Raw genomic sequence first — 18,679 nt, 5'->3', positions numbered from 1 at the left:
GGGCCCATGAAGATCCGGCCCGGCCGCGTCTGGGCGCGTCTGCTCAAGCGGCGGCTGCCCACCTCGCTGTGGGGCCGGGCGCTGCTGATCATCGTTCTGCCGGTGGCGGTGATGCAGATGGCCGTGACCTGGGCCTTCTTCGAGGCGCACTGGGAGACGGTGACGGCGCGCCTGTCCGAAGGCCTGGCCGGAGACGTGGCCTGGGCCGTGGAGAGCTATCTGGATGAGCCGACGCCAGAAAACCTCGCCGTCATCGCCGATCGGGCCGAACGGTCCATGCAGCTCTCGATCGCTCTCAGGCCCGGCGCCTCGCTGCCGACCAGGCGGCGACCAGCCTTTTTCGCGGCGCTGGACCGGTCCATGGAGCGGGCGCTCGACGCCCGACTGGACCAGCCCTTCTGGTTCGACACCACGCGCTACCCCGCCTATGTGGACATCCAGGTCCAGGCCCCGGGCGGCGTGCTGCGCATCATCGCGCCGCGCGACCGGGCCTTCGCCACGCGTGGGCACATCTTCGTCCTGTGGCTGGGCGGGGCGACCCTGCTGCTGACGACCGTGGCCATCCTTTTCATCCGCAACCAGGTCCGCGCCATCGAGCGGCTTTCGGAGGCGGCCGAGGCCTTCGGCAAGGGTGAGGAAGGCGCGCCCTTCAAGCCCTATGGCGCGCGCGAAGTGCGCGCGGCGGCCCACGCCTTCATCGACATGCGGGAGCGCATACAGCGCCAGATCGAACAGCGCACGGCTCTGCTGGCCTCGGTCAGCCATGACCTGCGAACGCCGCTGACCCGGCTGAAGCTGGAGCTGGCCATGATGGACGGGGCCGAGACGGCCGCCATGCGCGCCGACCTCGACGAGATGGAGCACACCATCGACGAGTACCTGGCCTTCGCGCGCGGCGAGGCCGGCGAGCCTTCCGAAGCTTTGGCCGTGCGTCCGCTGCTGGAGGGCCTGGCCGAGGCCGTTCAGCGGCGCGGGCGCGAGCTGCAGATCGAGGTGCCGGAGACGCTGGAGATCACGGCGCGGCCGAACGCCCTGCGCCGGGCGCTCAACAACCTGATCGACAACGCCTTGGCCCATGCCCAGACAGTGCGCCTGTCGGCCCAGAGACTGCGCACCGGCGAGGTGGAGCTGGCCGTGGATGACGACGGGCCCGGCATCGCGCCGGAGGCCTACGAGGACGCCTTCAAGCCATTCGCGCGCCTCGACCCGGCCCGAAACCAGAACCTGAAGGGCGTCGGACTGGGCCTGGCCATCGCCCGCGACGTGGCGCGCGGCCACGGCGGCGAAGTGATCCTTGACCGGTCTGAGCTGGGCGGGTTGAGGGCAGCGGTCCGATTGCCCGCTTAGGCCCCCAATTCGCGGCTGCGTCTTGCGGCGGCGGCGACGGCCAGCCCGGCGGCCTGCTCGAGCGCCTCGGCCAGGGCGTCGAGCCCGGCGCGCGTCGTTCCGCCCGGAGAGGCGATGCGACCGATCAGATCGTCCAGCGGAGTATCCCCCCCGGCGACTGAGGCGGCGGAAAGAAGGGCGCCCCGGGCCAGCGCCTCGGCGTCCGCCGTTCGGAGTCCGTTGGCGGCCCCCGCCCGGCCCAGGGCCTGGACCAGCGCCAGGAAGAAGGCCGGGGCCGAGCCGGACACGCCCACGGCCGCGTGCATCAGGTCCTCGTCGGCCAAAGGGATCAACTTAGCGATGGGCGAGAACACGGTTTCAGCCGCGATCCTCGACGCCTCGCCGTCAGCCCAGAAGGCCGCGACGCCCGCCCCCGTCGCCACCGCCGTCGTGGGCATCAGCCGGGCCAGGCGCCGCCGCCCAAAGGCCTCACGCAAGGCCGTCGAGGCGACCCCCGCCATCACGGACAGCACGGCGGCGTCTTGCGGAATCGCCGGAATGAGCGGATCGGCCGCAGCCCTCCACGCCGCAGGCTTCACCGCCAGCACCACGGCGCCGACGCCGGTCAGGGCGTCGAGCGGCGGATTGATCCGGGCGCCCAGCGCCGCCGCCTGATCGGCGACGGCCTTTGACGAGGGCGTCAGAATGATGAGGCGGTGCGGTTCAAGGGCTCCGGTCGCAAGCCAGCCCTGGACGATGGCCGAACCCAGCCGGCCGCAGCCGACCAGAAGGACGTCGCCCGTGAGGCTCAAGCCCGGCCGACCGTCTCGAACATGCAGGCGTCGATGGCCTCGGCGGGCGACTTGGCGCCGCGCACCAGGAAATCGAAGGCCGGGAAAAAGCGGTCGGCGGCCTCCATCGCCGCGTCAATCATTGACGCCGCCTGGGCCAGGGTGGGTCGCTCGCCGTGCGGCAGGGCCAGGGCGTGGCGGAAGACGATTTCGCCCTCCTCCGGCCAGACTTCGAAATGGCCCAGCCAGACCCTCTGATTGATCATGCTGATCAGCTCGTGAGAGGCGGCGCGCTGTTCGGTGTTGGCCTGTAGGTCCAGCGAGCAGCACAGCTGCAGGCAGTCGCCCTCGGGCCGCCAGGCGAACCACAGCTCGTAATCGCGCCAGTCGCCGGCCATGGAGAAGGCCAGGTCGCCGTCATCCGTCCTGTCGAAGGGCAGGTTCTCGGCGTTCAGCACGTGTTCGACGACATCCAGGGGATCGGCGGTCAGATCCATGTCGTCGGCGCGGGTTTCCATAAGCGGTCCTCTGAGGGCGACTCGCCCCCTCGGCTGGAGACTAGGGGTGTTCGCGGATTCGCCTCAACCGGCGTCGTCCTTCGGGCGAGTGGTTCGTGTGGAAGTTCTCGCGGCGGGCTTGGCCGCGGGGGCCTTGAGGTGGGCGATTTCGGCCCGCAGCGCGGCGATCTCGGCCTTGAGGGCGTCGATTTCGTCGCGGCGCACCAGGTCCATGTCGGCCACGAAGCGGTCGGCCTGGGCGCGCATGGCGGCCTTGGCTTCCTCGCCGGCGGCCTGGGCCAGGCCCACGGCGCCGGTGGTCAGCTTGGCGAACTCATCGAGGAAGGGATTGCGGGTGTGCATGGCTGTCTCTCACGTGAGGGTCGACCCAATATGGTGAACGAAATCCAAATGGCGACGGCGGCGTTTCGTCTTGTTAGAACGGCTGAGGTCCGACCGCGCTCCCTTGGAGAGATTCGCCCTTGCCGTTCCCCGAATTCGATCCGGTCCTGATCCAGCTGGGCCCTCTGGCCATTCGCTGGTACGCCCTGGCCTATGTGGCGGGCATCCTGCTGGGCTGGCGCTACGCCCTGATCCTTGCGCGCAACGAGGCCATCTGGGCGCCCCGCTCGCCGGCGGCCGACAGCCGTCAGATCGACGATCTGGTCCTATGGATCACGCTGGGCGTCATCCTCGGCGGCCGGGCCGGATACGTTCTCTTCTACGGCTCCATGCAGGATCCGCCCCTGTGGACCGATCCCCTGGCCATCCTGCGCGTGTGGGAGGGCGGCATGTCCTTCCACGGCGGGGCGCTGGGCGTGATCCTGGCCATTGTGGTGTTCGCGCGGGCCAATCGCCTGAACCTTCTGTCGCTGGGCGACCTGATCGCGCCGGTGGTGCCCATCGGCCTCTTCTTCGGGCGGGTGGCCAACTTCATCAACGGCGAGCTCTGGGGCCGCGTCACGGACGTCCCCTGGGCCGTCAACTTCTGCAACGCCCGCATGCAGAGCCTGCACGGCCCGCTGTGCGACCTCTACGGAGGGCCCGGGCCGTTCGCGCGCCACCCCAGCCAGCTCTACGAGGCGGCGCTGGAGGGCGTTGCGCTGTTCATTCTCCTGCGCCTGGCCACGCACCGCTTCGGCCTTTTGGCCAAGCCGGGCTACGTTTCGGGTCTGTTCCTGCTCGGCTACGGCCTGGTCCGGGCGCTGCTGGAGACGGTGCGCGAACCCGACGCCTTCATGCCCGAGCTGTTCGGCGGCATGACCATGGGCATGCTGCTGTCGATCCCGATGATCCTCTTCGGCGGCTGGCTGATCTGGCGCGCATGGAGCCGGCCGGCGAAGGCGACGGACTGAAGCGTGGGCCTGACCCACCGGCTGATCCACGAGATCCAGACCACGGGGCCGATCACGGTCGCCGACTTCATGAGCCGTTGCCTGTTCGATCCCCTGCACGGCTATTACGCCACGCGCCCGGCGCTGGGCGCTGACGGTGACTTCATCACCGCCCCGCTGGTCAGCCAGATGTTTGGCGAGATGCTGGCCGTCTGGGCCATCCAGGCCTGGCGCGACCTGGGCGAACCGGCCCGCTTCACCCTCTGCGAGGCCGGCCCCGGCGACGGGACCTTGATGGACGACCTGTTGCGCGCCGCTCGGGTCGCGCCGGTCTTCCTCGCGGCGGCCCAGGTGCGCCTGGTCGAGCCCAGCGCCCCCCTGCGTCATCGTCAAGCAGAACGGCTCAAGGACCATCACCCTGACCTGGAATGGGTGCGCGGCATGGCTGACCTGTTCGGGCGGGGGCCGGTGCTGATCATCGCCAACGAAGTTCTCGACTGCCTGCCGGCGCGTCAGTTCGTGCGGCGCGAAGACGGTTGGGCTGAGCGTCGGGTGGGCGTGCGGGACGGGCGCCTGGTCTTCGGCCTGGAAGCCGCCGCCGGTTTCATCGCGCCGGACCTCGAGGTTCAGCCCGGCCAGGTGGTCGAGCAGTCCGCCGCCCAGGCCCGCTTCGCCACTGAGGTGGCTGAGGCCGTGGCGAGGCGGGGCGGCCACGCCCTGCTGATCGACTACGGTCGCGACCGGCCCGAAGCGGGCGACACCCTCCAGGCCCTTAAGCGGCACCAGAAGGTCGATGTGCTGGAGACGGCGGGCCAGGCGGACCTGACCGTCTGGGCGGATTTCCCCGCTGTCGCGGAGGCGGCGGCCGAGGCCGGCGCGCGACCCTCGCCGATCATCCCCCAGGGCGCGTTGCTGCGAGCGCTCGGCATCGAAATGCGCGCCGCCCGGTTGGCCCAGTCGCGGCCAGATCATGCACAGGCCATCCACAGTCAGCTTCAACGGTTGATCGATCCGGAGGAGATGGGCGTCCTGTTCAAGGCGCTATGCCTCAGCCATCCGAAAGCGCCGCCGCCGCCGGGATTTCCGAACCCATGACCCCACCCTTCATCACCTCGGAGCTTCTTGCCGCGGCGGGCGTGCGCCACGCCTTCTTCACCCGTGAAGGCGGTGTCTCGCAGGGGCTCTACGCCAGCCTCAATGTGGGCGTCGGCTCCAGCGACGATCCGGCCGCCGTGGCGGAGAACCGCGCGCGATGCGCCCAGGCCCTGGGCGTGACGCCGGAGCGGCTGGCGGGGCTCTATCAGATCCATTCCCCCGACTGCCTGACCCTGGATCACGCTCAGCAGGCCGCCGAGCGTCCCAAGGCCGACGCCTGGGCCACCGCCCTGCCCGGCGTGGCGCTGGCGGTGCTGACGGCGGATTGCGCGCCGGTGCTTCTGGCCGATCCTCAGGCCGGGGTCGTGGCCGCCGCCCACGCGGGCTGGAAGGGCGCCCTGGCGGGCGTGACGGATGCGACCCTGGAGCGGATGGAGGCGCTGGGCGCGCGGCGGGATCGCATCGTCGCCGCCATCGGCCCCTGCATCGGCCCCGACAGCTACGAGGTGGATGAGAGTTTCGAGGCCCGCTTCCTCGACGAGAGCCGCGAGGCCGCCCGCTTCTTCCGGCCGGGGGAAGCGGCGGACAGGCGCTGGTTCGACCTGCCCGCCTACGTCCTGTGGCGGCTGAGCCGCGCGGGCGTGACGCAGGCCGAGTGGACCGGTCAGGACACCTGCGCGGACGAGGCGCGCTTCTTCTCGAACCGCAGAGCGTTCAAACGGGGTGACCCCGACTTCGGCCGGATGATGAGCGCGATCCGGCTCTAGGCCGTCAGGCCCAGCTGGGGCGCGCGGGTGACTTCACGCCAAGCGTTCGGGCGCGCCAGCAGCTCCCGCACCAGCAGGTTGTTGAGCGCGTGGCCGCCGCGGCGGGTCTCGAACCTGGCCAGCAACGGACGGCCCAGTACGTAGAGATCGCCCACGGCGTCCATGGCCTTGTGCCGCACGAACTCGCGCTCCATGCGCAGGCCGTCGGGGTTCAGCACCCGATCGCCGTCGATAACCACGGCGTTCTCCAGGCTGCCGCCGCGCGCCAGACCCATGGCCCGCAGCGCCTCGACCTCCTCTACGAAGCCGAAGGTGCGCGCGGCCGCCAGCTCCTCGCGGAAGCTGTCCTCGGTCACCACCAGATCGACGCTCTGACGGCCGATCAGGGGCGTAGCGTATTCCAGCTCGAAGAAGACCTCGAAGCGGTCACAGGGCAGCAGGGCCGCCATCTTGCCCGGCTGCTCGACCATGATGGGCTCAAGCACTTCGATGAACGAGCGCGGCGTCTCCTGGGGCCGGAAGCCGGCGCGGTCCAGCAACTGGACGAACGGCAGGGCCGAACCGTCCATGATCGGCACCTCGGGCCCGTCCACCTCGATCAGGGCGTTCGATACGCCCAGGGCCGACAGCGCCGCCATCAGGTGCTCGATGGTCGAAACGGTGACGCCCGCGGCGTTCCCGATCTCGGTATTCAGCTGGGTGCGCACCACCGCCTCGCCTGACACGGGGATGCGGTTGTCGCGGTCGGTGACGTCCGTGCGCACGAAGACGATGCCGTGACCGGACGCGGCCGGGCGGATGGACATGCGCACGCGGCGGCCCGAGTGGACCCCCACCCCGGCGCAGATCGCCGGGGCGATCGTCGTCCGCTGTCTATGATCAGGCTGCGCGTGCACGCGAAAACATTCCCACCGACTGTCTGGGCAAGCGCCCAGGCTCGGACAGGTAACGGCGACAGGGCCAGGGACAAAGTGAAGACGGGTTTCACTTTGTTTCGCGAAACCCGTCCGGATAGGTCAGCTTGTGAAAGGCCTCGCCTGCGGGGCGAGCGCCTTCAGTTCGCGAGGCGGCGCAGGAAGGCGGGGATCTCCAGATCCTCGTCCACCGCTTCCGGCTCAGTCTGGGCGACAGGCTGGGCCTGCTGGGTGGCGCGCATCTGCTGGGCGGACGGCTGGGGTTGGGCCGGCGGCGTATAGTCACGGCGGCGGCCGCCGAACAGGCTCCAGCGGCGCGGCTGCTCTTCCTGACCCATGGGCGCGAACATGCCGCTCGGGCGCTCGGGCGCGCGGGCGGCGGGGCGGGCAGGCTCCGGCTGGGGCGTGAGGTAGAGATCGCCCTGATCGTAGCCTTCCGCCTCCATCTCCTCGACGGCGGGATCGACGATCTTGGCCAGGATGCGGGGCTCCTCGCGCACCTCGGGCTCGGCGTCGAAGATGCGCAGTTCGGGCTCGGGCTGGGCCTCGGCATGCATGGTCGGGGCCGCGGCCGGCTGGGGCGCGTCGATGCGCTGGCCGAAGACGGGCGTGCGCACCGGTTCGGCCTGGCGGGCCGGTTCGCGAGCGGCGGGGGCGACGAAGATCTCCTCGTGCGCCGCGGGCTGCGGCTGGGCCGGCGCCGCAGGACGCGAGACCGCCGCCGCAGGCCGCGCGGGGGCCTGGGGCTCGATCTTGGCCATGGCGGCCTCGTCCATGCCGGTGGCGACCACCGAGACCCGCAAGCGGCCTTCCAGCGCCGGATCGAAGGCGGCCCCGAAGATGATGTTGGCTTCCGGATCAACCTCGGCGGAGATGGCGTTGGCGGCTTCGTCCACCTCCAGCAGGGTCATGTCCATGCCGCCGGTGATGTTCACCAGCACGGCCTTGGCGCCCTTGAGGCTGGTCTCGTCCAGCAGCGGGTTGGCGATGGCGTTCTGGGCGGCGGTCAGGGCGCGGTCCTCGCCCTCGGCCTCGCCGGTGCCCATCATGGCCTTGCCCATATCGGCCATGACCGAGCGCACGTCGGCGAAGTCCAGATTGATCAGGCCCGGCAGGATCATCAGGTCGGTGATGGAGCGCACGCCCGAGTGCAGCACTTGGTCCGCCATGCCGAAGGCGTCGGCGAAGGTGGTCCGCTCGTTGGCGACCCGGAACAGGTTCTGGTTCGGAATGACGATCAGCGTGTCCACGTGGCGCTGCAGCTCGGCGATGCCGGCGTCGGCCAGACGCATGCGGTGGCGGCCCTCGAAGGTGAAGGGCTTGGTCACGACCCCCACGGTCAGAATGCCGCGGTCACGCGCGCAGCGGGCGATGACGGGCGCGGCGCCCGTGCCGGTGCCGCCGCCCATGCCGGCGGTGATGAAGACCATATGGGCGCCTTCCAGGTGCGCCTTGATCTCGTCTGAAGATTCCTCGGCGGCGTTCATGCCGACCTCAGGGTGGGCGCCCGCGCCCAGGCCTTCGGTGATGGTCTGGCCCAGCTGAATGCGGCGGTCGGTCTTGGCGAAACCCAGGTGCTGGGCGTCCGTATTGGCCACGACGAAGTCGACGCCCTGCAGGCCCGCCTCGATCATGTTGTTGACGGCGTTGCCGCCTGCGCCGCCGACGCCGAACACGACGATACGGGGCTTCAATTCCGTAGCTTCCGGACGCACCAGAGAAAGAGACATTCGCCGACCTCCACCCGATCCGGTAGTCATTCGGAGGAGCACACGCCGCGCTCACGTTCCGCGCCCGGACTAGGGTTAATGAAAAGCCACCAAGATTAAGAGACGGTTACCGCGATAGCGTGAGTCGCGGATTTTCGAGGGGATTTGTTAACCTTCACCGTAGCCCGACGGCGCCCTGCGGCGACGTATCCAGGCGAATCGGATTGCGCAAACGCGGTCCTGCCGCTTCTATCGCTCCAGGATCAGCAGTTTACGGCCCTGGGGGACCAATAATGCGTTCAATCAAGTGGGGGGCGGCCGCCCTCGCCTTAGCTGTGGCCTTGTCCGGGCCCGCTCTCGCCCTGTCGCAGCAGCCCGCCGCTCCGGCGGCGCAGAGCCAGCTGCGTATCCCGACGATCGAGCAGCTGGCCGCCCATCCGGTGATGAGCAGTTTCGCCGTGTCGCCGAACGGACGCTACATCGCCGCCCTGCAATCCGAAGGCGACACGCGCGTGGTGCGGGTCTGGGATACGCAGAACTTCACGGCTGAGCCGCGCACCTTCAACTCGACCGGCCCGCAGCTTCAGGGCGTCGGTTTTGTTTCCGACGGCGTGATCGCCATCTCGGCCTTCGAGCCGTTCGACTCCGGCACCTTCCATTCGTTCCGCGGCAAGCTGTTCTTCGTCAATATCGACGGATCGGGCGGCTGGCGCGACCCTCTGACCTCCATCCGCGCCCGGTCCCAGGCCGAAGAGCAGATGCTGCGCCTGTCCAGCGCCCAGATCATCGATGATCTGCCGCGCGACCCGGACAACGTGCTGATGCAGGTCGGCGCCGACGTCTATCTGTACAACGTCAACAACGGCCGCATCGAGCGCCTGCTGCGCGGCGGCGAAGACATCATCAGCTACGACACCGATCATACCGGCGCCATCCGGGCCCGGTCGCTGGTCGGCCGCGATGGCGAGGGTCTCTACATCGCCACCGAGTTCCGCAGTGGCGACGGCGACTGGCAGGAGCACATCCGCACCCGTCCTCGCGACCGCGAGGTGTTCTCCGTGGCGGCCTTCTCCAGCGATCCGAACGTCGCCTTCGTGATCTCCAACCGCAACCGCGATAAGGCGGCCATCTTCGAGTACGACATCGCGGCGCGCCGTTTGGCCGATGAGCCGGCTTTCGCCCATCCCCTGTTCGAAGCGCAGGGCGTCAGCATCTGGGACGCGCCCGGCCCCGACCAGGGCGAGGTGGCGTCCTTCACCTTCGCGGGGCCGCGCTCCACCGAATTCCCGATCCTGCCTCAGTACGAGGCGCTGCTTGCCGGCATCAACCAGGCCCTCAACATCGAGGAGCAGGTGACGCCGGTGACGGATCCCGCCACCGGCCGCACCGCGCGCATCCGCTTTGCGGCGGACCGGTACGCCCAGGTGGTGTCGGCGTCTGACGACCTCAACACCGCCGTCGTCTGGGTCGGCGGTCCGAACGATCCCGGCGCCTACTACCTGTTGCAGGACAAGTCGCGCCTCCAGCTTCTGTCCCGTCCCCATCCCGATCTGGATCCGGCGGTGCTGGGGCGCACCACCTTTACGTCCTACGAGGCGCGCGACGGGCTCGATATTCCGGCCTTCGTCACGCGACCCTCAGAGGCCCTGTACGGCCCCGGGCCCTACCCGACCGTGATCCTGCCGCATGGCGGCCCCTGGTCCCGCGACAACCTGGAATGGGACTGGTCCCTGTGGCCGCAGATGCTGGCCTCGCGCGGATATGCGGTGATCCAGCCGCAGTTCCGCGGCTCGGACGGCTGGGGCAAGCGGCTGTGGATGGCCGGCGACAATCAATGGGGCCAGACCATGCAGGACGATCTGGACGACGCGGTCGGCTGGGCCGTCGAGCAGGGCATCGCCCAGCGCGAGCGGGTGGCCATGTTCGGCTTCTCATACGGCGGCTACGCCGCGATGGCGGCTGCCGTGCGGCCCAACGGTCTGTACAAGTGCGCCATCTCGGGCGCGGGGGTTTCGGATCTGACCCGCATCCGCAACGCTCTGTTTAGGAACCCCTACCAGCGGGAGGCGCAGCGCGACACAGTCAGCGGCCTCAGCCCCCTGACCCAGGCGGCGAACATCTCAATCCCGATCCTCGTCTATCATGGCGTCCGGGACCAGACGGTGCCGATCGAGCAGTCGGTGATGTTCTATGAGCGCGCCCGGGCCGCCGGACGCGACATCCGCTACGAAGAACTGCCGGACTTCGCCCACGGCCAGGCCTACACGCGCGAGGTCAATCAGCGTCAGCTACGCCTGATCGAAGAGTACCTTCGCACCGGGTGCGGCGGCTCGGGCCTGTAAGGCCCGGCGCGAGCCTGCTCAGAGGCCCGGTCGGAGCAATCCGGTCGGGCCTTTTTCTTGGCTAGAGGTTTTCCCGGAGCCAGCCGGCGGCGCGCGCCAGCAGCGGGCCGCGCTGGACCTGGGGCGCATCCTTCGGCGTCAGGCGCGCGCTCATCAGCTTGCGCGTCGAGACGGCCTCGCGCGGGCCGTAGGCAGCGCGCAGCAGAACGCCCGCCGCCGCGCAGAACGCCGGACCCGCCGCCGCGTCGGCCAGGTGCGGCGCCCGCTTGGGCCGGCCCAGGCGCACGGGGCGGTCGAAGACCCGCACGGCCAGCTCACGCACGCCCGCCAGCTGGCTGGCGCCGCCGGTCAGCACGATGCCCGCGCCGGGATCCAGCGGCGCGCCCGAGGCTTTCAGTCGGTCGCGGACCAGCTCCAGCGTCTCCTCGACGCGCGGCGCGATGACATTCTTGAGAATGCCGCGCGCCACGACCACCGGCCCTGCGCCCGGGTCGTCGCCACGCGGCGGAGCCTCGACCATTTCGCGGTCCTCGTTGGACGAGGCGATGGCCGAACCGTGCAGGGTTTTCAGCCGCTCGGCGCCCGCTTTTGAGGTCGAAAGACCGCGCGCCACATCCGCCGTCACGTGCTCGCCGCCCACCGGCAGGCTGTCCAGATGCAGCAGCGAGCCGCCCCCGAACACGGCGGTCGAGGTCGAGCCGCCGCCCATGTCGATGCAGGCGCAGCCCAGGTCCAGCTCATCCGGCTCCAGCGCCGCCAGACCCGACACGTATGGCGCGGCGGCCACGCCCTGGAAATCCAGGTGAGCCAGCTCCAGGCAGTGGGACAGATTGGCGAAGGCAGGCTCGGCCATGCTGACGATCAGCATCTCGAGCGACAGCACGCGGCCGCACATGTTGCGGGGGTCGCGCACGGGAATCTGGCCGTCCACCGACCAGGCGATGGGCAGCAGGTGGATGGGGCGGCGGTTGGGCTGGTGGCTCTGGGCCAGGGCGGCGGCGATGCAGCGGGCCAGTTCGGCGTCGCCCACCGGACGGGTCCCCAGCGAGATTTCGGCCCGGACCCGGCGGCTGGACATCTGGCCGCCCGCGCTGGTCACCACCACGCCCGAAACGCCGACGCCCGCGGCCCGCTCGGCCCGGTCCACCGCCTGGGCCACGGCCTGAGCCGCGGCGTCCATGTCGATGATGCCGCCGCCGCGCACGCCGCGCGACTGGACATAGCCGGCCCCCGCCACCCGGATGGTGTGATCGGCCCGGCGCACGCCGTCGGCCGTCATGATGAAACAGGCGATCTTGGACGCGCCGAGGTCAAGAGCCGCGACGGCGGTCTGCCGACCGCCCTCCTTAAGCCCCGACAAGGACACGCCTCCCGCCATGGCGCCCAGTGTCTTCTTCACCGACCGAACTCCCTACCCCGCAAGGCGCACGGCCACCGCTTCTGGCAGCCGCAGATCAATTCTCGAAAAACCAAGGTCCAGCAGGCGCTGGCGCTGATCCAGGGCGTCCAGCCGGATCAGGGCGCCCTCCTCGTCGACGGCGGGCAGCTGGATCAGCGCCCCGTCCTTAAGCCTCAGGTCCCAGCGCCGATTGTCCACGCGCACCAGAGCGTCCAGCCGCGCGGCCAGGCGCGGGCGTGACCGGATCATGGGCAGCAGCGCCGGGGCCGCGTCAGCCGCGCCCTCGCCCACCACCAGGGGCAGCTGGGCGAACCGGCCGGGGTCCGCGCCGGGAATCGGCTCGCCGGCTGCATCGATCACCTGGACCACGCCGCCCGTCTGCCAGACGGCGGCGGCGGTGCGCTGGGTCACGGCGATGACCAGGGTGTCGGGCAGCAGACGCACGACGCGCACGTCCTTCACCCAGCCCACCTGCTCCACCTGGGTGCGGACCGTGTCCAGATCCATCAGCGCCAGGGGCTGGCCGGATCGGAGATTGAGGACCCGCTGGATCTCCAGCTGCGCCTCCGGGGTGGCGCCCTGGATATTGATCCGGCGCAGTTTGAAGCCCAGCGCCGCCATGCGTCCGTCGGCCCAGCCGCGCAGGGACTCGCCGATGACCGCGCCGCGCTCGCCGCTGAATAAGGCGACGCCCAGCACCAGGGCCGCCGCCGCCGCGCCGCCCAGGATCACGCCCTGGGGCAGGCTGGCGCGCGAGGGGGCGGGAGCGGCCGCGCGTCCCGTGCGCGAGCCCTGGGCCGCACGCGCCTGACCACGCGGCGCGGCGCCCTGGCGTCGGCCGCCGCGCACTACCGCCGGCATGAGGCGTCCTCCACCATCCAGCGCATCAGCTCTTCAAAGCTCGTCCCGACGAACGACGCCTGCTCGGGGACCAGGGAGGTCGGCGTCATGCCTGGCTGGGTGTTGACCTCCAGCAGGACCAGCACGCCGGTGTCGGCGTCGTAGCGGAAATCGGAGCGGCTGACGCCCCGGCAGCCCAGCGCCGTGTGGGCCGCCTCGGCCTCGCGCAGACAGCGCTCGAAGACCGCCGGGGGCAGCGCGGCGGGCAGCTCGTGCTTCGAGCCGCCTGGGGCGTACTTCGCCTCGTAGTCGTAGAACCCCTTGGCCGGGGTGATGTCGGTGACGGTCAGGGCCCGGGGACCGGCCGCCTCGCCGATCACGGTGACGCACAGCTCCTTGCCGGCCACATAGGGCTCGACCATGACTTCGTCGCCATAGGCCCAGTCAGGCGCGCCAACCTCGGCCACGAAGCCGTTGGCGCCCTCGCGCACCAGATAGACGCCGACGGACGAGCCCTCGGCGTTCGGCTTGATCACATAGGGCGGCTCGATGACGTGGCGGCGCGCCACCTCATGCCGGTCGTAGAGGCCGCCGCCAGGGACAGACACGCCCGCCGCCTTCAGCACCGCCTTGGACTTGGCCTTGTCCATGGCCAGGGCCGAGGCCAGCACGCCGGAATGGGTGTAGGGAATGGCCAGGGTCTCAAGCACCCCCTGGATGGTCCCATCCTCGCCCCAGACGCCGTGCAGCGCGTTGAAGGCCACGTCGGGCTTCAGCCGGGACAGGACCTCGGCCACGTCGCGGCCGGCGTCGACCTCGGTTACGCGGTAGCCGACGCGGCGCAGGGCCGCAGCGCACTCGCGGCCCGAAACCAGCGATACTTCGCGCTCCGACGACAGCCCGCCAAGCAGGACGGCGACGTGGGTTTCAGACGGCTCACGGGACATGGACCACTCAGGGACGGGGCGCGAGCGACCAAGGTGAGCAACCTTGGTTTACGTCCGGTTTACCAGACGGATTTTTCGGAGTGATTTAGCGGGCCCGGCCGATCCGCTTGATTTCCCAGTGCAGCTGGACGCCGGTCTTCTCCAGGACGTCGGCGCGCACGGCCTCGCCCAGGCCCTCGATGTCCGCCGCGGTGGCCTCGCCGGGATTGATCATGAAGTTGGCGTGCAGCTCGCTGAACTTGGCGCCGCCGCCGGTCACGCTGAACAGCTTGCCGCGCCAGCCGGCCTTATCGACCAGCTTCCACGACGAAGTCCCCTCGGGGTTCTTGAAGGTTGAGCCGCCCGTTTTCTCGCGAATGGGCTGGGTCTGCTCGCGGCGCGAGGTGATCTCGGCGATGCGCGCCTTGATGGCCTCGGGCTGGTCCGGCCGGCCCCGGAAGGTCGCCGACAGCACGATCTGGCCGTGCAGCGGCCCATCCTCGTGCAGAGCGCTGTGGCGATAGCTGTAGGCCAGCTCCTCGGCCGCGACGTCCCGCGCGCGGCCCTGGCGGTCCATCAGCCGCGCCGAGGTCAGCACCTCGCAGGTCTCGGCTCCGTAGCATCCGGCGTTCATCACCACGGCTCCACCGACCGAGCCGGGCACCCCGGCATAGAATTCCAGCCCCGCGATGCCCGCATCGGCCGCCTTGCGCGCCAGCACCGCGTCGGGCACCGCCGCCCCGGCGACCAGCGTGGTCTCGGCGACCGTCACGCCGTTGAAGCCCCGGCCCAGGCGGATCACCACGCCCTCGACTCCGCCATCGCGGACAATGACATTCGAGCCGATGCCCAGCACCGTGACCGGCACGGCCGGGTCCAGTCCGGCCAGGAAGGCAGACAGGTCCGCCTCGTCCTCGGGCACGAACAGCACCTCGGCCGGCCCGCCCACGCGAAACCAGGTGAAGGGGCCCAGCGGCTCGTCACGCAACAGCTTGCCGCGCACGGCAGGGAGATTGTCGCGCCAGTCGGTCAATTGAGCGCCTCCAACTGCTCCGGCAGGGCGTAGGCCCACTGGGTGATGTCTCCGGCGCCCAGACAGACCACCAGATCGCCCTCGCCCGCCTCGGCGGCGACCAGCCCGGCCAGGTCGGCGGGGCTGTCCAGCGTCAGGACACGGCGGTGCCCATGGCGGCGCGCCTCCTCGGCCAGGGCCTCCTTGCCGATCCCCTCGATGGGCTCCTCGCCCGCCGCATAGACGTCGGCGATGATCGCCGTGTCGGCATCGTTCAGGCACGAGGCGAAGTCGCTCATCAGGTCGCGCAGGCGCGTGTAGCGGTGCGGCTGGACCACGGCGATGACCTTGCCGCGCGTCACCTGGCGGGCCGCCCGCAGCACGGCGGCGATCTCGACCGGGTGATGGCCGTAGTCGTCGATGATGCGCACCCCGCCCACCTCGCCGGTGGTGGTGAAGCGCCGCCTGACGCCGCCGAAGCCGGCCAGGCCCTCTCGCATGGCGCTGGGGCTGACGCCCAGCTCGCGCGCCACGGCCACGGCGGCCAGGGCGTTGGAGACGTTGTGCCAGCCCGGCATGGGCAGGCGCAGGTCCGTGATCTCGATGGGCTCACCCCCGCGCGGGGTGATCATGACGTCGAACTGGCCCCCGTCCGCGTCCATCCGCACGCGCGTGGCGCGCACCTCGGCCTGAGGGTTGACGCCATAGGTGACCAGTCGCCGGTTCTCGATGCGGGCCACCAGGTTCTGCACCTCGGGATGATCGATGCACACCGCCGCGAAGCCGTAGAAGGGGATGTTCTCGACGAAGTCGCAGAAGCCCTTCTTGACCGCCTCGAAGTCCTTCCAGTGCTCCAGGTGCTCGGCGTCGATATTGGTGACGATGGCCACCGTGGATTTCAGGCGCAGGAAGCTGCCGTCGCTCTCATCGGCCTCGACCACGATCCAGTCGCCGTCGCCCACCTTGGCGTTGGTGCCATAGGCGTTGATGATCCCGCCATTGACCACCGTCGGGTCCAGCCCGCCCGCATCCAGCAGGGCCGCCACCATGGACGTCGTGGTCGTCTTTCCGTGGGTCCCGCCGACGGCGATCGAGAACTGCAGGCGCATCAGCTCGGCCAGCATCTCGGCCCGGCGCACCAGGGGGATGCGGCGCTCGCGCGCCACCGCCATCTCGGGATTGTCGGACTTGACCGCCGTCGAATAGACGACGGCCGAAACGCCCTCGCCCACATTCTCGGCGGCGTGGCCGATGAAGACCCGGGCGCCCAGCTTCTCCAGCCGCTCGGTATTGGCGCTGGCCTTGGCGTCAGAGCCCTGCACCTGATAGCCGATCTTCAGCATGATTTCGGCGATGCCGCTCATGCCGATGCCGCCGATGCCCACGAAGTGGACGGGGCCGAGTTCAAAGGGTGTCGGGCGCAGCCTGCGGATCATTGCCGCGTAATAGCGGGCTCTTCCCCGCTTTGCACCCGCCGGCCTGTGGATTCCCGCTCCAGCTCGATGCGGTCGCGCGGCAGGGCCTCGGGCTGGTGGTCACGCAGCCAGGCGGCCAGCTTCTCACGGATTTCGCAGCGCAGATCCCAGGCCCTGCCCCCGTCAGACGCGCTGGCCAGACAACGCGCCTTCAGCGTCCGCTCCGTGGCGTCGATGACCTGGAGCGCCGCCGTCTTGCCGTCCCATAGGGCCGAAGCCTTCACCATCTCCATGAAGGCGGCGCGCATGGCGTCGATGTCGGCGCGGTAGTCGACCCACAGCTCGACGGCCCCGATCAGCTCGGCGCTCTCGCGCGTCCAGTTCTGGAACGGCTTGGAGGTGAAATAGGTCAGGGGCACCACCAGACGGCGCAGGTCCCAGATGCGAACGACCACATAGGTCGAGCCGATCTCTTCGATATTGCCCCACTCCCCCTCCACGATGACCGCGTCATCCACCCGGATCGGCTGGGTCAGGGCGATCTGGATGCCGGCCACCAGATTGGTCAGGAAAGGCTGCAACGCCAGGCCCGCCACCAGACCCACGACACCTGCCGAGGCCAAGAGGCTCATGCCCCACTGTCGGAAGCCCGGAATGGTCATCAGCGCCAGCCCCAGCGCCAACAGCCAGATGGCCGCGGCCGCGACGCGCTGCAGGATGCGGACCTGCGTCACGTGCTTGCGCGCGATCAGGTTGTCCGGCGCGTTGATGTTGAAGCGCCGCATGTAGACCACCGCCCACATGTCCATGGCCCCCTGGACCACCGACGCCGCCACCAGGATGAAGCCGAACAGCAGGGTGCGGCGGGCGATATCGGACGTCACCGGGTCGGTGGGGGAAACGGTGATCCCCAGCGCGACGACCACGATCAGCATGGCCAGGCGCAGCTTCTTGCGCGCTCGCTGGACCACGCCGCGCCAGAACACGTCGCGGTTCCGCACCGCCCATCGCAACACGGCGAACAGCAGCTCGTGCGCAGCCAGCCCCAGGGCGATCAGCAGCAGGACCAGGATCGCCGTCGCGCCCCAGTCGGGAAGCCAGCCGATCTGGCGCCACAGGCCGATCACCTGGCGCGTGGGTTCTCGCAGAAACTCGGGCACGCGGGGAAAAGCCCTTCGCGCGCCATCCGTTCCCGCAAAGCTTAAAGTCGGCGGGCGGTCGCCTCGACCAGGTCAGCCAGACGGGCGGCGGCGTCGGGCATGGCCACGGAACGGGCGGCGGCGGCGCGGCGCTCAAGCCCGCCAGGCTCGGCCAGCAGGTTCTGGATGGCGGCGGCCAGGCTGTCGACGGTGACGTCGTCCTCCTTCAGCACCACCGCGGCGCCCGCGTCGACTAGGTGTTTGGCGTTCAGCGTCTGGTGGTCGTCCGAGGCGATCTTCAGCGGCACGAGCAGGGCCGGACGCCCGGCCACGGCCAGTTCTGAACAGGTGGAGGCGCCCGCCCGGCCGATCACCAGGTGCGTCTCGGCGAGACGCGCGGCCATGTCCCGGAAGAAGGGCGCGACCTGGGCCTCGATGGCGGCGTCGGCATAGACGGCGCGGGCGGCGTCCAGGCTTTCCTGCCGCGCCTGCTGGCGCACTGACAGGCGCGCGCGGATCGGCTCGGCGATCTGGGCCAGGGCCCGCGGCACGGTCTCGGACAGAATGCGGGCGCCCTGGCTGCCCCCCGTCACCAGGATGCGCAGCCGTCCGTCGGTGGCCGGATACGCCTGACCGTAGAGGGCGCCGATGTCGGGCCGCACCGGGTTGCCGACCACCACGGCGCGCGCCTTGGTCCTGGAGTCTGCGCGCTCAAGCGTCGGGAAGGCGCAGGCCACCGCTGTCATGCGCCGCGCCAGAAAGCGGTTCGACCGGCCCAACACCGCATTCTGCTCATGAATGACGGTCGGCACGCCGCGCATGGAGGCGGCGATCAGGCCCGGCAGGCTGGGATAGCCGCCAAACCCCACCGCCACCCGCGGCTTCAGCTTGCCGATGGCGGCCGCCGCCTGCCCCACTCCCGTCGATATGGCGAACACGGCCCGCGCGATGGCCAGCGGACTGGAGGACTTGGCCGTCGCCGCCGACAGGGCGATGCGGCTCTCTGCGGGAAAGTCGTGGGCGTACTGGGCGCCCCGCGCGTCGGTGGCCAGCACCACGCGCCAGCCCCGTGCGATCAGTTCGCGCGCCAGGGCCTCGGCCGGGAACATGTGCCCGCCGGTGCCTCCGGCGGCCAGGAGGGCCACGCCCTTGTCGGTACTGCTCATGGGGTCG

Annotated in this window: 17 protein-coding genes; 5 read left to right on the top strand and 12 right to left on the bottom strand. The window is 70.1% G+C overall.

Translation table 11 applies throughout. The features are described from left to right. Positions 1 to 6: 6 nt before the first annotated feature. Positions 7 to 1,347 carry an ATP-binding protein gene (locus tag Q0812_RS10050; RefSeq protein WP_302110200.1) on the top strand — a complete coding sequence of 447 codons (1,341 nt, stop codon included), beginning with the start codon at positions 7 to 9 and terminating at the stop codon, positions 1,345 to 1,347. Here the strand turns inward: Q0812_RS10050 and Q0812_RS10045 are convergent. The 3 genes from Q0812_RS10045 to Q0812_RS10035 all read right to left on the bottom strand — a co-directional run bounded on the left by Q0812_RS10045 (position 1,344) and on the right by Q0812_RS10035 (position 2,977). After that, on the bottom strand, positions 1,344 to 2,138 hold the full coding sequence (locus Q0812_RS10045; protein WP_302110199.1) for a pyrroline-5-carboxylate reductase family protein: 795 nt from the start codon (positions 2,136 to 2,138) through the stop codon (positions 1,344 to 1,346). The two genes, Q0812_RS10050 and Q0812_RS10045, sit on opposite strands and share 4 nt — an antisense overlap. Then, positions 2,135 to 2,635, bottom strand: a complete 501-nt coding sequence (locus Q0812_RS10040) for a type III secretion system chaperone family protein (RefSeq protein WP_302110198.1) — start codon at positions 2,633 to 2,635, stop codon at positions 2,135 to 2,137. The genes Q0812_RS10045 and Q0812_RS10040 overlap by 4 nt, the downstream gene beginning before the upstream one ends. Before the next feature lie 63 nt (positions 2,636 to 2,698). Then, positions 2,699 to 2,977 carry an accessory factor UbiK family protein gene (locus Q0812_RS10035; RefSeq protein ID WP_302110197.1) on the bottom strand — a complete coding sequence of 93 codons (279 nt, stop codon included), beginning with the start codon at positions 2,975 to 2,977 and terminating at the stop codon, positions 2,699 to 2,701. A gap of 119 nt (positions 2,978 to 3,096) precedes the next feature. On the opposite strand from Q0812_RS10035, the gene lgt reads away from it, so the two are divergent. From lgt to pgeF, 3 genes are read left to right on the top strand one after another with little or no spacing between them, the layout of a single operon-like run. Then, on the top strand, positions 3,097 to 3,969 hold the full coding sequence (gene lgt / locus Q0812_RS10030; protein ID WP_302110196.1) for a prolipoprotein diacylglyceryl transferase: 873 nt from the start codon (positions 3,097 to 3,099) through the stop codon (positions 3,967 to 3,969). Positions 3,970 to 3,972: 3 nt separating this feature from the next. Continuing rightward, the gene (locus Q0812_RS10025) at positions 3,973 to 5,043 is read left to right on the top strand and encodes a class I SAM-dependent methyltransferase (protein WP_302110195.1); all 1,071 of its coding nucleotides are present in this window, start codon (positions 3,973 to 3,975) and stop codon (positions 5,041 to 5,043) included. Next, positions 5,040 to 5,810 carry a peptidoglycan editing factor PgeF gene (gene pgeF / locus Q0812_RS10020; protein ID WP_302110194.1) on the top strand — a complete coding sequence of 257 codons (771 nt, stop codon included), beginning with the start codon at positions 5,040 to 5,042 and terminating at the stop codon, positions 5,808 to 5,810. The genes Q0812_RS10025 and pgeF overlap by 4 nt, the downstream gene beginning before the upstream one ends. On the opposite strand, the gene lpxC is transcribed toward pgeF, so the two are convergent. Together lpxC and ftsZ are read right to left on the bottom strand one after the other, a co-directional pair. Beyond that, entirely contained in the window at positions 5,807 to 6,706 is a 900-nt protein-coding gene (gene lpxC / locus Q0812_RS10015) for a UDP-3-O-acyl-N-acetylglucosamine deacetylase (RefSeq protein ID WP_302110193.1), read from the bottom strand. The two genes, pgeF and lpxC, sit on opposite strands and share 4 nt — an antisense overlap. A gap of 158 nt (positions 6,707 to 6,864) precedes the next feature. Then, entirely contained in the window at positions 6,865 to 8,454 is a 1,590-nt protein-coding gene (gene ftsZ / locus Q0812_RS10010; RefSeq protein WP_302110192.1) for a cell division protein FtsZ, read from the bottom strand. 320 nt (positions 8,455 to 8,774) lie between these two features. Between ftsZ and Q0812_RS10005 the strand changes: the two genes are divergently transcribed. Beyond that, the gene (locus Q0812_RS10005; RefSeq protein WP_302110191.1) at positions 8,775 to 10,775 is read left to right on the top strand and encodes an alpha/beta hydrolase family protein; all 2,001 of its coding nucleotides are present in this window, start codon (positions 8,775 to 8,777) and stop codon (positions 10,773 to 10,775) included. 61 nt (positions 10,776 to 10,836) lie between these two features. Here Q0812_RS10005 and ftsA read toward each other — a convergent pair whose 3' ends face one another. The 7 genes from ftsA to murG all read right to left on the bottom strand — a co-directional run bounded on the left by ftsA (position 10,837) and on the right by murG (position 18,672). Beyond that, a complete protein-coding gene (ftsA, locus tag Q0812_RS10000) occupies positions 10,837 to 12,153 on the bottom strand; it encodes a cell division protein FtsA (RefSeq protein WP_302110435.1) in 1,317 nt (438 codons plus the stop codon). A gap of 33 nt (positions 12,154 to 12,186) precedes the next feature. Next, positions 12,187 to 13,035 (bottom strand): cell division protein FtsQ/DivIB, encoded by an 849-nt coding sequence (locus Q0812_RS09995; RefSeq protein ID WP_302110190.1) that lies wholly within the window; start codon positions 13,033 to 13,035, stop codon positions 12,187 to 12,189. After that, the gene (locus tag Q0812_RS09990) at positions 13,023 to 13,961 is read right to left on the bottom strand and encodes a D-alanine--D-alanine ligase (protein ID WP_302110189.1); all 939 of its coding nucleotides are present in this window, start codon (positions 13,959 to 13,961) and stop codon (positions 13,023 to 13,025) included. The genes Q0812_RS09995 and Q0812_RS09990 overlap by 13 nt, the downstream gene beginning before the upstream one ends. A gap of 85 nt (positions 13,962 to 14,046) precedes the next feature. Continuing rightward, a complete protein-coding gene (murB, locus tag Q0812_RS09985) occupies positions 14,047 to 14,973 on the bottom strand; it encodes a UDP-N-acetylmuramate dehydrogenase (protein ID WP_302110188.1) in 927 nt (308 codons plus the stop codon). Then, positions 14,970 to 16,388 carry a UDP-N-acetylmuramate--L-alanine ligase gene (gene murC, locus Q0812_RS09980; protein ID WP_302110187.1) on the bottom strand — a complete coding sequence of 473 codons (1,419 nt, stop codon included), beginning with the start codon at positions 16,386 to 16,388 and terminating at the stop codon, positions 14,970 to 14,972. Before murC ends, murB begins: the two co-directional genes overlap by 4 nt. After that, a complete protein-coding gene (locus Q0812_RS09975; RefSeq protein ID WP_302110186.1) occupies positions 16,385 to 17,527 on the bottom strand; it encodes a mechanosensitive ion channel family protein in 1,143 nt (380 codons plus the stop codon). The genes murC and Q0812_RS09975 overlap by 4 nt, the downstream gene beginning before the upstream one ends. 41 nt (positions 17,528 to 17,568) lie before the next feature. Further along, positions 17,569 to 18,672, bottom strand: coding sequence for an undecaprenyldiphospho-muramoylpentapeptide beta-N-acetylglucosaminyltransferase (gene murG, locus Q0812_RS09970; RefSeq protein WP_302110185.1), 1,104 nt, complete (start codon positions 18,670 to 18,672; stop codon positions 17,569 to 17,571). Positions 18,673 to 18,679: the final 7 nt, after the last annotated feature.

Origin of the sequence: Peiella sedimenti (assembly GCF_030504955.1) — a bacterium.
Lineage (GTDB): Bacteria > Pseudomonadota > Alphaproteobacteria > Caulobacterales > Caulobacteraceae > Brevundimonas > Brevundimonas sedimenti.
This window is presented reverse-complemented; position numbering and strand designations above follow the sequence as displayed.

Bases quoted from the DNA above. Each gene is read 5' to 3' on its own strand.
- ftsZ (WP_302110192.1), bottom strand. From the start codon at position 8,454: ATGTCTCTTTCTCTGGTGCGTCCGGAAGCTACGGAATTGAAGCCCCGT.
- pgeF (WP_302110194.1), top strand. From the start codon at position 5,040: ATGACCCCACCCTTCATCACCTCGGAGCTTCTTGCCGCGGCGGGCGTG.
- murG (WP_302110185.1), bottom strand. From the start codon at position 18,672: ATGAGCAGTACCGACAAGGGCGTGGCCCTCCTGGCCGCCGGAGGCACC.
- Q0812_RS09990 (WP_302110189.1), bottom strand. From the start codon at position 13,961: ATGTCCCGTGAGCCGTCTGAAACCCACGTCGCCGTCCTGCTTGGCGGG.
- Q0812_RS09995 (WP_302110190.1), bottom strand. From the start codon at position 13,035: ATGCCGGCGGTAGTGCGCGGCGGCCGACGCCAGGGCGCCGCGCCGCGT.
- murC (WP_302110187.1), bottom strand. From the start codon at position 16,388: ATGATCCGCAGGCTGCGCCCGACACCCTTTGAACTCGGCCCCGTCCAC.
- Q0812_RS10050 (WP_302110200.1), top strand. From the start codon at position 7: ATGAAGATCCGGCCCGGCCGCGTCTGGGCGCGTCTGCTCAAGCGGCGG.
- Q0812_RS10035 (WP_302110197.1), bottom strand. From the start codon at position 2,977: ATGCACACCCGCAATCCCTTCCTCGATGAGTTCGCCAAGCTGACCACC.
- Q0812_RS10040 (WP_302110198.1), bottom strand. From the start codon at position 2,635: ATGGAAACCCGCGCCGACGACATGGATCTGACCGCCGATCCCCTGGAT.
- ftsA (WP_302110435.1), bottom strand. From the start codon at position 12,153: ATGGCGGGAGGCGTGTCCTTGTCGGGGCTTAAGGAGGGCGGTCGGCAG.